The organism is Streptomyces sp. NPDC051907, assembly GCF_040681075.1.
Classification (GTDB): domain Bacteria; phylum Actinomycetota; class Actinomycetes; order Streptomycetales; family Streptomycetaceae; genus Streptomyces.
In genome coordinates this window covers 15606-29452 of record NZ_JBFAYB010000080.1, presented here as the reverse complement: position 1 = coordinate 29452, position 13847 = coordinate 15606, and the positions used below count along the sequence as shown (strand labels likewise).

The 13847-nt window shown below is 66.4% G+C and carries 9 protein-coding genes; 4 read left to right on the top strand and 5 right to left on the bottom strand.

All coding sequences use genetic code 11. From position 1 onward, the window contains the following. Positions 1–167: 167 nt before the first annotated feature. The 4 genes from AB0M39_RS31295 to AB0M39_RS31280 all read left to right on the top strand — a co-directional run bounded on the left by AB0M39_RS31295 (position 168) and on the right by AB0M39_RS31280 (position 6193). On the top strand, positions 168–2078 hold the full coding sequence (locus tag AB0M39_RS31295) for a hypothetical protein (protein ID WP_365369650.1): 1911 nt from the start codon (positions 168–170) through the stop codon (positions 2076–2078). An 805-nt stretch (positions 2079–2883) separates the two neighbouring features. Next, entirely contained in the window at positions 2884–3636 is a 753-nt protein-coding gene (locus AB0M39_RS31290) for a hypothetical protein (RefSeq protein WP_365369648.1), read from the top strand. Further along, positions 3629–5818, top strand: coding sequence for a CHAT domain-containing protein (locus tag AB0M39_RS31285; protein WP_365369646.1), 2190 nt, complete (start codon positions 3629–3631; stop codon positions 5816–5818). Before AB0M39_RS31290 ends, AB0M39_RS31285 begins: the two co-directional genes overlap by 8 nt. Positions 5819–5842: 24 nt before the next feature. Next, positions 5843–6193 carry a hypothetical protein gene (locus tag AB0M39_RS31280; protein ID WP_365369644.1) on the top strand — a complete coding sequence of 117 codons (351 nt, stop codon included), beginning with the start codon at positions 5843–5845 and terminating at the stop codon, positions 6191–6193. Positions 6194–6378: 185 nt separating this feature from the next. On the opposite strand, the gene AB0M39_RS31275 is transcribed toward AB0M39_RS31280, so the two are convergent. From AB0M39_RS31275 to AB0M39_RS31255, 5 genes are all read right to left on the bottom strand, one after another. Continuing rightward, positions 6379–6675, bottom strand: coding sequence for a LysR family transcriptional regulator (locus AB0M39_RS31275; RefSeq protein ID WP_365369642.1), 297 nt, complete (start codon positions 6673–6675; stop codon positions 6379–6381). A 248-nt stretch (positions 6676–6923) separates the two neighbouring features. Beyond that, positions 6924–8024, bottom strand: coding sequence for a TniB family NTP-binding protein (locus tag AB0M39_RS31270; RefSeq protein ID WP_365369640.1), 1101 nt, complete (start codon positions 8022–8024; stop codon positions 6924–6926). After that, positions 8024–10771: a TnsA-like heteromeric transposase endonuclease subunit gene (locus tag AB0M39_RS31265; RefSeq protein WP_365369638.1), complete on the bottom strand. Its 2748-nt coding sequence runs from the start codon at positions 10769–10771 to the stop codon at positions 8024–8026. The genes AB0M39_RS31270 and AB0M39_RS31265 overlap by 1 nt, the downstream gene beginning before the upstream one ends. A gap of 434 nt (positions 10772–11205) precedes the next feature. Beyond that, complete coding sequence (gene mobF, locus AB0M39_RS31260; protein ID WP_365369636.1) at positions 11206–11775, bottom strand: MobF family relaxase; 570 nt, start codon at positions 11773–11775, stop codon at positions 11206–11208. Between the two features lie 854 nt (positions 11776–12629). Next, entirely contained in the window at positions 12630–13406 is a 777-nt protein-coding gene (locus tag AB0M39_RS31255) for a hypothetical protein (RefSeq protein ID WP_365369634.1), read from the bottom strand. Between the last annotated feature and the right edge of the window lie 441 nt (positions 13407–13847).

Sequence of the window (13847 nt, the reverse complement as noted above, 5' to 3'; positions counted from 1 at the left end):
GGCCGACGTTACGTCTCACGATCTTGTCCCTTTTGGACCTGGAGAAGGCATGCCTTGGGGCTATTCGCTTGGCTCCGCCCCTCCTCGCCATCGATCCTAATAACGGCTAGATCGTGATGCTGGCAGCCGAGTCCATGGCCAGCGGTATGTGTACAAGGGGAGCGCCGATGGACGCCGGAGACCGCCTCGCTCAGCAGATTGAGGCCATGAGCCAGATACTTGCCGAGGCTGAGCCCGCCTCCCTGCGGACCAGCTATCTGGCCGACCCGTCGGCAGGCAACCCGGTGCTGCAGGGATCGACCGTGACGGCACTCGTCCCGCGCTGGAACGAACGCCCCAGTGGGTTGTGGGTCCCAGCCTCGTCCAAGGAACCGGCGCCGATCGATCTGACCGCGGTCTTCCTCACCCCGGGAGAGATCTTCGGGTTCCAGCTGGCTTCCGGCTACACCGAAAGCCAGCTGCAGCGCCTTCCCCTGGAAGGCGTTCTACGCTTCTGTGCCATGGGCCTCAACGCCCTGGCCGTTCCCGGTGCGACCGTCGCCTCAGTCGACCATGGGTTCGCCAACCTGGTGTTCAATGAACCAGTCCGAAGTCGTGTTCTTAACCTGCTCCAAGACAAGACCCGCCGACTCCTCGCACCCCAGGCCTTCATGCTCGTGGCCCGCAGAGCCATGGAGACCTCGCCGGACACCCTGCCTCCCGAAGGCAAGGAAGAGGGCGACCTCGTGGGCGCCTTGTTCGCCCTCACCCAGACGATGGGGGTGTTCCCCGACTCCGGCCCGACTGTCATCGGGGACCAGCCTGGCACGCTGGGCCGGGAGCTCATCGCCAACCAGCACTTCAACCACAACTGGTCCGTTGCGGGATTCCTGGCCCGCTATGCGCGCCGCTGGCTGCAACTGCCGACCGAACACCAGGGCGAGCCGGGCATCGTCGACCTCAGCCAGGCCTACCGGGACAGCACGGGCATTCAGTTCAAGTACCTGGCGGCCGTTGCCGGCTACCTGTGGATGGTCACCACATCCGGCCGCTGTGTCATCGAGCCGAGCGAACTGGCTGGCCTGGACATACCCGCCGAGCAGGCCGAGGCGGTGCTGGCGCTGATCAGCACTGACCTGTCGGGTATGCGGGAGGCGGTACGTGGCCAAAAGCCCGAACAGCGCACCGAATGGTCTTTCGACCCCTTCCAGCAGTGGCCGGTGCTGCACCTGCCCGAGGGCCAGCTACTCATCCTCGACCCCCGCCACCTCCTCAACCGTGCCTTCGGATGGCTGCCGATCTGGGACATCAAGTCCCCGCCGCCGGAGCGCACCAAGCCCGCCGGCCACCGCAAGCTCGCGGCCCGGGCCGAATCGACCCTGCGCCACCTCAGCGAGGTATACGTCAGCGAAGTCCTGCACAGGATCACGAGCGACGAAGGCACCACCCGCCGGGTCTACGACGACGCCGAACTCCAGGTGGCCTATGCCGCCCAAGGGCAGCGCATCGCCGACGCCGCGATCGACTACCCCGGCACCTGGATCGTCATCGAGGTCACGACCTCCCAACTGCGCCGTGAAGCCGTCACCGCCGTTCCCGGCGAATCACAGATCGAGGACATCGACAAGCTCATCGAGGAACTCGATCAGATCGACGCGACCATCGCCGCTCTGCGCCGCGACGAAGCCGCGCTCACCGGCACGGCGGCTATCGCCGACCGGCGCTACCTGCCGCTGCTCGTACTGCCCGAGGGCTTCCCCGTCAACCCGGTCACCCTCACCGTGATCCGTGAGCGCGCCCGCGCGCGCGGACTGTTTCAGGCACCGGACATCGATCCGGTGGAAATCGTGGACATCGAAGAGCTAGAAATGATCGAAGGCATCCAAGAGGAGTCCGGCCCCAGCATGCTGGATATCCTGCGCAGCAAGCAGTCCGGGAGCCTGCGCAACGCCGCCGTACGCGACCACGTCTTCCATGTCATGCGGTTGCATCCCAGCCGACCCGCCCGGCAGTCCGACCTGCTGGAAGCAGCGCTGAAGCCGCTCGTCGACGCTCTGCCGCGACCGCCGCAGGACCAGCCTCGCCGTGAGAATGGCTGAAGCGGCGGGTAAAATCGGCGCCTTGATGGCCGAGAACCTTCAACTACCGTTGGATAAGCGCTTGGCGGCCTCAATAAGTCACCTCGACCGACACGTCTCATCTCCATGCCCCATGGGCCAGACGCGGGCCATGGAGAATTAAGTGCAGGACACAAGGAATGTGAACCTACAGTCGTGTAGGTTCACATTCAGAATGTCCTATTCCTGTGTGCTGAACTGGGCTTTCTCGGCTTTCTCACTCCGGAGCTACAGCACATCTGTCTCGCGTCTATGTCCTTTTCCGAGTCGACCGTTGGAGACCAGTCGTAAACGCGTCGCTCTGGGCTGTCGGCTCACAGGACCTCACGCAGACGTTCGTTTCCTAGGGAACGATGCCAGGCTGTCCGGGAAGGGGCAGCCCCTTCCGGTGGTGTCCCGCCGAGTGGTGTAGCCGATCAAGCCGGCGCAATCCCCCGGTCGCGGCCCGAATCGCCCTCGCCGGAGGCCCTGTTGAGGCTCGCCGAGCAGGGACCAACGGTGATCGCACGACGGCCCGCAGCGGCACGTACCGGACGGCTCCGAAGCGGAGGTGACGGACCGTGATCGGCTACACCACGACGGAGGACACGCCCCCCTTCCCGGCCGGGACTAGTTGCCCGGGCACGAGCGTCCTTCCGGGCGGAGCCTGACCGACGGAGCAGCCCCCGGTTCACGCTGCAAGCCCTCCCACGATGTGGATAGCCTGAAGAGAGAGAAGGCATCAGGACGGGTTCGGCGGGAATCCCACCCGCGGCCCAGCCCGCGTCCAAGTTCGCCGTTTTCGGAGATGATCGAAATGAGCGGCAGTGGCACGTATACCGATCAACAACTTTCCACCCTTGCAGCCGCCGCTGAAAAATTCTTGCAGTCGGGCGACCGAGGGAAGGAAGCTGCAGCCCGATTCGAGCTCGGCAGATACCTATTTCAACTGGAACGCGGCGGCGCAGCGTTCGAACAGCTTCGCAGGGCAGGGGAAATCTTCGAGCAGGATGGACTCGTGACCCCGGCGGCCCAGGCTTTCCTAGGCAGTGGGCACGCTCTGACAGTCGACGGCCGGCACGAGGAGAGTCTGCTGTGGTTCGACCGAGCCATCGGCCAGTTCGGCCAGGCGGAGGACCAGGCCGGGCATCTTGAGGCCTCGGCGGCCAAGCTGGAAACATTGGCCGACCTGAACCGGTGGTCCGACACCGAGCTGAGCAGCCAGATCATTGCCGCGACCCAGCACACCGACAGTCTGCGTTTGCTCACGTTCCGATTGGTGGCCTTCCGGTATCGGACGCAGGCGCGGCTGGCGGCCGGAGACCCCATGGGATCCCTCGCTTCGGCCGCGCAAGCCGCGGACGTCGCAGGCCGACTGGGGGACCGCCGCACCGAGGCGACCTTCCGGCTGGCCCTCGCGCACAATCATCGGATCCTGAAGGACTTTGACTCGGCGGCCGAGGAATACGAGCAGGTGCTGGCCCTGGTGCGTGGTCTACCCGGTGCTGCCGACCTCGAAGAGGAGGCAGCGAAGGGCTTGGGGGCGACGCTGGATGACTGACGTACGAACGGCCGCGGACCGGTTCCTTCAGCTGGCGGATCAGTACGCAGCCTCCGGGAACACCCGCATGGAGGCGCAGTGCCGCTATCAGCGGGCGCAGAGTCTGGGTCGTGGCCGGCAAGCCACACAGAGCCTCGTACAGGCCGGCAATACCTCGGCCCTTCTTGACCTGCGGAAGGAACGTGCGGCGGAGTACGAGCACGCGGCTGAACTATTCCGCACGGTCGGACTTGTCGGGGATGCGGGACGGTGCTGGTACCAGGCCGCCTATGAGTACAACTGGCTCGGAATGCTCCGACCCGAGTATCGCGAAAAGTGCTACTCCACGTGCGATATAGCCGCCGAATACCTCGGCGCAGCCGACGACTGGTGGGGAAGGGGAATGGCCGAATTCATGGCCGGGCAGGCCCTTCGGACGGACGTGGTCGGCGGCCCGCCGGACCCTCGGAGCGTACCCGCCCTCCGTCGTGCGGCAGAAGCCTTCACGCGCGCGGACCGCCCGGTGGAGTCAGCGGCTGCCGGGATGACGGCCGCCGTCACGCTGACGCAGACCGGCGGCGCGGAGTGGATCACCACCGCGGTCGATGCCCTACACACCTATGAGCAGGCCCGGCCGAGCCTTCGAATACCCAGGGACCGAGAGATCAACGATCGGACCATCATCGCCAACGGAACTCGCATCCTGACCAGCAAGGTAAGCAGGTCGGCGGCCACCATGGGTCAGCACCCGCTGTGGCAAGAGATCATCTGGCTGCTCAGTGAGGCGCCCAAAGGACGCTCGTTTCAGGACCAACACCTGCAGGACGAAACCTGGAGCCGACTGGCCGCCGACGACGGCACCCTGTCGGAGCTGATGACGCGCAGAAAGGGTCTAGCCCGAGAACAATCCGACCTCCAGCAAATGATCAAAGCAACACTGATCACACGCTCCGACGACGAAGTCCAGGTGATGAAAGAAGGGCTCCGCCGTAAGGAACACGAGCTGGAGGGCATCGACCGGCAGGTGGCCAGACGGTTCCAGCGCATCTATCACGACACACCAGAGCGGATCGAACTGCTCAGCACCTCTCCGGTGACCCCCAAGGAACTGCAGACCTGTCTGGAGCCGGGCGAAGCGTACATCAGCTACCGGTGGAACGACCCCGCTCCCCTGCGCACCGTAGTGACCCGGAGAAGTGTCACCGCCGGGCTTGCCACGGGTGTCACCTCGGAATTCACCACCGCGGCCGTCAGAGCTGGTCGCCTGGGCGAGGTACTACCCAGCAACGATTTCCCTAGTGCGGATCAGCTGCTCGGGCCGGTCCCGGACGAGATCGACACACTGATCATCTCTCCCGATTCGCTTCTCCTCGGCGTTCCGTGGCACCAGGTACCGAGTCCGGACCCGTCCAACTCCAACCTCACGCTCGGTGAGCGCTGCACGATCACCATCGTTCCAGCAGCGGGCGTTCTGCGTCATCTGCGCGCCCATCGTCCAAGCTCAGAACGAGGCGGGCGGGACACTGCTTACCTGGGCGTGGCCTGTGACGGCGGGGGTAAAGGCCTCCTCTTCGTGGACCAGGAAGTGGAGGCCACCAGATCGAACCACTTCGCCGATGAACCCGGGTCCGACTTTCTCGTGAGTGCCGATTGCGGCGGGTTCCTGGAGCGCGGGTGCAGTGCGGGGCTGCTGCACCTTGCATGCCACGCGGAGCCGCACGGGCTGTTGCTGTCCCGCGACGGCACCTGGACCAGGCCCACCGACCTTCTTAACATCGCCGGACGCACCTTCGGCGCCGACATCCTCCTGCTGACCGGATGCAGCGCGGGCGACTTCTCCAGGGAGGAGAACAACGAGTTCCTCGGAGTTGTCCGCCAATTGATCGTGGTGACCGGCGCCCAGGCCGCCGTGGTCAGCATGGCCCCTGTTCCGGACGCGGCCGGCGTGCTGTTCGCCGACCTGTTCGTGTCGGCTCTGAACGGCAAAGGCCCGGACCGGCCATGGCGAACACCCGACCGACCGCTCGCGGTCGGTCCGGCGGTCGCCTGGGCACGACAGGCCATGCGCCGCAGACTACGCGTCGACCACGTCAAGGCCCTCATCGCTGGCTGCGACCACCCGCGACCGACGCACGCATCCTGGTGGTCCCCCTGGTTCGTGGTGGGCGACCCCAGAGCGACGACGAGCCACAGGACCACCTGAACGGACATGGTTGGGAGAGCACCGATGGACTACTTCCTCGACCTAAAGACCGACAACGCCGAGGCCCTCGTCTCCGCCATCCAGGCGGATGCGAATGCAGCCGGTGCGGTAGACGCACCCGTCTCCGACAACGGAATCGGCCTGCGTGATCATCCCGAGAACAGGCGGCGAGGGGGAGACCAGCTGGTGTCTCTCCTGCTGACGATCCCTGTGGGTATCACGGTTGACGTGGCCGCCGATCAGATCAAGAGCTACCTCCGCCGGAAACGCGGCATAAGAGAAGCAACCATTACCTGGACAGAGGAAACCCTTGATGCCGACGGCGACGTTGACGCGATCCCGAGAGAGCAACGGGTCGAACTCGACGAACCCTGAGCGCTGCCGCGTAGCCACGCCGCTTGAAAACTGCCGCATGTGAGGTTCCGAGCTGTACCACATCCGGAAGCCCCGTTCTGGAGTGCTGAGCTGGCGTTTCGGGCGAGTCTCAGTTGCGGAACACAGCCCTTCTGCCTCACCTTCATGTCCCTACACCTCACGATGCGTTCACTTACCGGGACGCTTCACAGAACGCGGCGCAGGCGTTCGGTTTCTTCGGGGCGAACTCCGAGTTGATCGGCCAGAGGAAGGACCGCCTGGGCCACACGCTGCCCGAATTCGGTGAGCTGCATGGACCGGCCTTTGGACGCGCGTTCGACGAGTTGGCCGCCGAGGTCCGCCTCCAGTTGCTTGAAGGCTTCGTTGACCGCGGTCCGGCTGAGGCCGTGTTCGTCGCAGGCGGTGGCGAACATCGGGTAGCCAGCGACACGTAGGAAGATCCTCAGTCGGCGGAGGTGGTAGTTGTTGCTGAGGACCGCCATCCCTTCCCCGGGGCGATGCGGCCATCTCAGTCCCCCTCCTTGCCGCCGATCATCCAGCCGCGTTGTACATGACCTTGCGCTCTGTGGTTGGGAGTCATCCCGGTGCCGTGCTTCCAACTGCGGAAGCGGTCCACGCTGCGGCGGCCCCGGTCGACGAGTACGGCCCGCTGCTGCGATACCGGATCGCCGCCCCCAGGCCAGTCGACATCGCCGAACGGGAACAGGCACCGGAGGCGGGTGGCCCAGGTTCAGGCGTACGCCCGGGTCGAGGCACAGCCGAGCCGCCAGGAGAGCTGCCACCGGCCACCGTTCTCCTTGAGGCATTCAGGGCAGTACCGCGACCCCTGCGTGCACAGCAGGACCTGGCCGAGGCAGCCCCGGTTGATGAGCGTCATCAGCGAACCGATATGGCCGGTGGTCCGGATATAGAGGTAGTCGGACAGTTCGTCGGCGAGCATGCCGGGGAACTTCCTGGCCAGGACGATCCGCTGTTCCAGGGCGAGGAGGAGGTTCCGCCATTCCCTTCGGTGCTCGTCGTCGTTGACGACGAAGGGGTCCATGGTCAGCGGCGTGGTGCGGCGCGCGGATTGGGCGAGGGTGATGTCGCCGCTGGAGTCGGCCTCGGAGTAGAGGCCGCGATTGCCTAGTTCGACCCCGATGAAGATCAGGGTGACGGGGAACTCGTTGGCGATGTACTTGAAGTGGTTGCTGACCTCCTTTCCGTTGCGGTCCTGCCATTTGAGGAAGTGAAGGTCGTCGATGATCAGCAGTCTTGTCTCGCATCGAAGGAAGCAGTCGAGTGCCCGCTGCACGAACAGGGCGGCCGTGCCGGTGGTGCGGCCGGGGTGTGCGTAGAACTCCAGCAGGGACCGGTTGAAGTCCTTCATGCCGATGTTGCTGGTCAGGCCGACGCGGCAGACGGGCCACCGCTCGTGGCCGGAGGTGGTGAAGGCGCCAGCCCGCGTGATCTCCTGCCGGTGGTATTTCAAGGCGAAGTCGAGCACCGCGGTGGTCTTGCCCAGTCCGGGAAACGCGTCCACGGCGATAGCTCCCTTGGCCTTGTCGCCGTCCTGCTGGTTGCTGGCGATGATGTCCCACAGGTCCTCGTGCAGGGCTTCGAGCTGAGGAGTCTTGAGTGGTCCGAGGTTGGCGTGCCAGACACTCCGGCCATGCTCGTACTTGATCCGTGCCGAATCGCTCAGGTCGGAGATCTGTGCGGGTGTCAGGAGCTCCGGCTGCCGGCGGGGCTCGGCGTCGGCCAGGGCGCGCAGTCCTTCCTTGCGGGAGAGCGTGAGGTTGTCCAGCCGCAGGCGTGCGTCCTCGGGCTGGTCGGCAGGGCGGGGCGGCATTATGCGTCCTCCAGAGCGCCGGTGTAGAAGTCATCGGCCGGGTCCTGGCCGTCCAGTTCGTCGTCCTCGTCATCGTCTCCGGGGGCCAGGCCCGCGTACGGCTCCACCTCGTCCTCGTCTCGCCCGTCCGGGACGTCCTCCTCACCGGAGGCGAGGATCCGGGCGACCGAGGGAAGCGCGCGGACCTCGGTGTCCTCGCGGTCGGGAAGGTCGAAGGCGGACTGTTCACGAGCCTGCCGCAAGGCGAGCCGCCGCTCGGTCATGGTCAGTCCGAGGCCAAGATGCCAGCGTTCCAGCAGCTCGGAGACGGCGGTCTCGTCGTCGGGGAAGCGGTGCTTCGTTCCCGCCACCTTCCGGGCGAGCTCGATGGCCTGTTCGCTGATCGGGAACTTCACCGCCGGGGCGTGTTCCCACTCCAGGGTGTGCCAGCGCCGGGTGTCCAAGCGGCGGAAGTAGATGTAGTTGATGTTGTCGGGATCCACCTGGACCGGCCACAGACCTTTGGCCTTGGGCCCCGGGTAGGGGCTTGTCTCACCGCGGTAGCCGTCCAGGCCGGGCCCGTTGTAGCGGCACTTGCGGATCTCGACGCCGTAGTGGTGGATCGGCTTCCACTGCGTCTTCAAGAACTCGAATCCAAGCGCCGGGTCGCGGGGAACTTCGATGTATCCGGCGCGAGCCATGCCGTGTTCGAACATCACCGCCGGCGACAGCCTCAGTCCAGGCACTTGGGTATCGACCAGCCCGTCATGGGGTCGCACGTGATACACGCAGGCCACCCACTCGCGGATGATCGCCTCCAGCTCGTGGAGGAAGAAGAACGCCTGGTCCTCTGGCCTTTCCCCCCTCGAGAACAGGTCCGGTCCCTTGTACCCGGGCAGTGATTCCAGCAGCCCTTCACGCAGGGTCCGGAAGAACCGTTCGATCGGCCCCTTGTCCCGCCCTGTCCGCAGGCGAGCAGGCTGAATCGACAGGCCGAGCCGCTGGCAGACGGAGGTGATGTGCTCGCTGATGAAGGGCTTGCCGTGGTCGACGACGATGGTCTCCGGCACCAGGGCCGGACCGGCGGCCCCTGCCTTGCCGCCGCTTTTGGCTTCGTCCGCATCGAGGGACTCGCGCTCCACGAACACGCCGCGGGGGATGCCGTGATCGGGCCAGACCGCGTGCGCGGGCCAGTCCTTGCCCGCCGGGCGCGGACGGTAGGCCTGGAACAGCACCGCCGCAACGTCGATCGACTGGGTGGACACCGGGGTCACCCTGAGCCCGGTGATACACCGGGTGTACCAGTCCATCGCCACCGTGAGCTCGGCCTGTACCCACTTCAGCGTGATCGGGTCCAGCGCGAAGACGTCCAGGCGCGTGGTGTCCATCAGCAGGTACTCGCCCGGCCGCGTGGGCCGCAGCTTCCCGTACGTCCCCGGCGGCCGGGCCGCGATGTCCCGGTTTCGCTTCATGCTCAGCCGGAACGTCGGCTGCCGCCGCTCCAGCTCCTCAAGCCACCGATAGGCCGTTGCCCGCTTCGGCAGCTTCACCTCGCCCTCGCCGTGGCGGGCTGCGAGCCGGGGACCGATCGCACGGATCACCTTGGCCCGGGTCGGCTGAGACTCCTTCTCGTGCTCGTTCATGATCTCCAGGGCCATCTCCACCCACCGAGGATCAGCCCGCCCGAGACCGCCCATGGTGCCGTCCCCACGGTCGGGCCCGCCATGCACCAGACCGACTTCCCGGTCGAGCAGGAAGGCCCGCACCCACCGCTTGATGGTGCGCACGCTCACCCCCAGCTCGGCGGCCTTGGCCTCGTACCGCTGCAGCTTGGGCACCGTCGCCGCGTACTGCGGTCGGGGCTCGCCCGGCGCCGGCAGCTCGGCGCTGCCCGACCGAAACCCGTAGAGGACCTCGTTGATGTGGGCCGCCCGCTCACGCATCGCGTCCAGCTCTTCCTCCGTGAGCTGGGCCAGGACGACGGAGGCCGTCTCACGCGGATCGTCGGATGCGGGGCCGGGCTCACTCGGAATCACAGACGCCCGCCCAGAGGCGAGCACCTCTCGCAGCGACAAGCGGAACCGACGGCCAGGCCCATCACGTACCAGGACCTCGTTGCCAGCGGCGGAGCCGAACATCTCCTCCACCGTGACGACTTCACCGTCGTACCTCAACCTCGTGCCCACCCCGACACGTATTGCGGCACCGTTCACACGCCCTCCCAAACGAGATACCAGCCCTTGGGTCGCTTCGTCCCCGCCGGGGCCGGGGTCCTTCTGACCGTCCTCCACCGGGGGTGGCAGATCGCGCCTCCCTGATCCGGCCACCGCAGTCGGCCCTTGCCGCAGTTCGTGGCGCTCGGACAAAGGCACGGCCAGATCCGTCACGAAGTGCTGGCACCACAACAGCGTCAGAACAGCCGCCCGCACTCTCCACTCCAGATGGTGCGGAAAGGCGCGGAAGGCTTCGCCGAGCAAGGCCCCGAACAGATCCGCCTCGCGGATCTCCGCCAGCAAGGTTTTGTCGAAGAGCCAGTCGTGGCGGTAGCTGGCGAGGAAGCGCAAGTTCGCCAGCTCGGCTTCCGGCGGCTCGCACCACACCTCGAAGTCCCAGCCCCGGGAAAGCACCACCTCGCGGGCCCAACCAAGCGCGAAGGACACCTTCGGTCGAGTGAGCAGGTGTCGCGGCTTGACGTCCACGACCAGCGGCACGTCCTTCTCCCGCAGAACGAGGAAGTCCGGGACGTGGCGACGCAGTCGATCGTCCACCGTGGTGGGAGGAACGGCTGGGCGAAGACCGCTGTCACGTCCTGGTCGAAGTCGGCGTAGAGCAGGCGTGTCAGCTCAAGCCGTGACTCGTAGACGACATGGTCACGCATCGTGGAGGACCAGTACGTGCCCGAGTAGTGCTTCTGACCATGCCGCCATCGGAACGTACGCCACGGCACTGACGGCTCGAAGACGTCGACGCCCGTCGTCAGCCACGGCCGATCCTCGTCGATCTGCCCGGCCACGCAGCGAAGACTCATCGAGACCTCGCCCAGCACCCGCGGCATACCCCACCCCCGAGCAGCAAGAGCGTGCACCGAAGCCCCCGGTCTCGATCAGCTGAGCCTTCTTCACGATCAGGGAGGAGAGCACTGGTAGCAGATCAAAGCCAGGATCAGCACCACGACGAGCAAACGATCAGACGGGTGTTCGTCTCACTCCCATGTCCCTTGGGCCAGAAGAAGGCCACCATCAATGAGAACGGGACATCGGAAATGCGGGCCTACACGAGCCCCCTTCCCGTCCAGGCGCTGCCCCTTCACCGACAGCAGCAGATGGTCATGGAGCAGCGGCATCCCGGAACGCGCCTCGCAGTGGCGGAAACGCGCAGCGACCAGACCGCCGGGCGGCCGCACCCGGTAGACGCCGTCCTTGCCGTACCGGATCACCGCCACCTCGTCCTCGATCCACTCCAGCACCCGCTCGATCGCCCGCTCGTGCGCGGCCTCGACCACCCGCCGGGTCTCCTCATCCCCCAGCGCCCACAGGAGGTAGATCGTCGGCTGCGGCCGGAAGACGAAGTCGACGCCGGTGACCGTCACCCGGCGTCCGAGGGCGCCGGCCGTGAACGCCTTCTTCGGAGACTCGCCCTTGGCGAGCAGGTCGGCCTCGATCCGGTCCGCGTACGGGTGCCGGCCCCGCTCGCCGAACAGGTTCCGCAGCTGCGCCTCGGTGACCTCCTCCCCCGCCGACAGACCGAGCACGGCCAGGCCGTGGCCATCCATCGCCCGGCCGGGACCCCGGCCTCCTCCTGAGCCTCGCGGAGGGGTGTGCGCGCCGGGCGGCGGCCGTCGCCGACGACGACCTGGCGGCGGTACATCTGGCCGGCCCGGACGACCCTGATATCCACTGTCATGGAGACCACGCCACACGGCTCTGACCTGTAAGAAAAGGCCGATCAGCGGTACATCCCGCCAGGCGGGAGCAGCGGCCGAACTTTCTTCACCGGTGCCCGCCGGGCGGGAACCGTCCCCGGGCCGGAAGCGAATGTCATCGCTCTCCGGCAGCCCACACCACACGACCTGAACGACACCAACAAGCACCACGGAGCACTACCGAGTGCCAAGGAACGCGCACCGCCAACGAGCACCGCCTACATCAGCACCCGGCACCCGTCGAGGGCCTCGTCGTGCTGCCCGGAGGAAGACCACCGTGCCCACCTTTCGAGACCCTCTGTCGGCGTACACGCGAACGTCCCCACGCGCGTAAGGATGAACGTGGGCAAGTTCAGATGTGCTGTGCCTCGGTCGCCACATGCCGTGGCGAGGCCGATTCGGGCTTCCTCGAGGCCGGCAGACCTGCCCCCAGTCACCTGCGTTCGAGGCCCTGAGCGATTCGCTGTTCAAGCACTCAGTGCGCAGCATCATGGTGCACTCGGAACTCGTTCCTGAACCCCGAAAGGACAGGTCACAGGCTGGCCCTCTCGGCTTCCGGCGTGCGGGGCGCGCGTTCGCCGAGCGGCTACGGAGACCGACCGGCGAACGGCAGTCCTGGGTGCAGCCGGGCATGTTGGGCCAGCCGTCGCCATGTCGACGCCGGCCTTGTGGCCTCGATGGCGAGTCCTTCTGCCGCCTCGTTGCTACGGCTCTTGGGAGCGACTGCGCGCCTTGCGGAGGATCTCCTCGGCAAGCTCCCGGCGATCCGAGTCCGCTCTGAAGCGAATACCCCTCTTCGCCTCTACTGCTTCAGCCAGCCTCCTGGCCTGCTCCGCGTCGAGTGCATCGACCATTTGCACCGCGAGCAGCATGGCGTGGTACTGCTCGAAGGGGGTGCGCGAGCGCGCGATGGCGGCAAGGGTGGCTTCGAAGTTCCGCAGTTCGGGGCTGGCTTGCATCATTGCCAAGGCGGTGATGCGCTCCTCGTCGGTGCCCTCCCGCAGCCAGCGCAAGACCTCGGCCCGCTCGAAGGGCTGCTCCTGTGCCAGGCGGCGCGCGCGAACAAGCACCTCTTCCATGGCCCGGGTGCGTGAGGCACCGGCGCGCATCGAGCCGCGTACCGACCTGTAGTCGGCGGCAACAGGCCCCGCAGCGTCCAGCAGGGCCCTCGCCTCTGCACGCAGCTGGCCGGCTGCGGCGGTGTCCCCCTGACGCTCGGACTCCTCCGCCAATGCGAACCTCTCCGCCGCGGCGGCCCGCATCCTCAACGTGGCCCCTCCGAACTCAAGGCTCTCGATGCCGCTGCCGAGCAGAGCGAGGAGAAGCAGGACGCCCCCGAATACAATCAGCGCCGCAGAGCCGGGCCCGTTCTGGGTCGCGAAGACCGCCAAGGCCCCCAAGCCGAACGACCCCACACCCAGGACAGCCGTGAGCGTACGCAGAGCTGGCGTGAACAAGACAGTCGCGGCGTTCGTCTTCAACAGCTCCTCCGCTTCTGCCTCGGTTGATTGCGAAACTACCGGCAAACAGACATATACCTGTTCAAACAAGGCTGCGTGTTGCTGTTGTCAAGGGACACAGGACCGCCCGCCCGTCAGGTTGCGAAGCACCCACCTCGACGGTGTTCTCGTGGGGCTCGACCGGGGCGGCCGCGCGCCAGGTCCACGAAGCCGGTGCTGAAGTCGTACCGGATGCCGTCCCAGTCGGTGTCCGACCGCTGGCCGGCGGAGGCACCGCAGAGGTAGCCGATCGCGGCACTGCCGAGCCATGTGGTGTGTCTCGACCTCGTCGTACAGCAGTCCCCCCCCCGCCCAAGGGAACAGATGCCCGTCTGGGGCGCTCGAGAATGTGCTCCGCACGGCTGCCTCGCCGAAACCGGCCTGACCATCAGACCCACCTGAGGAACGACACAAGGTAACGAC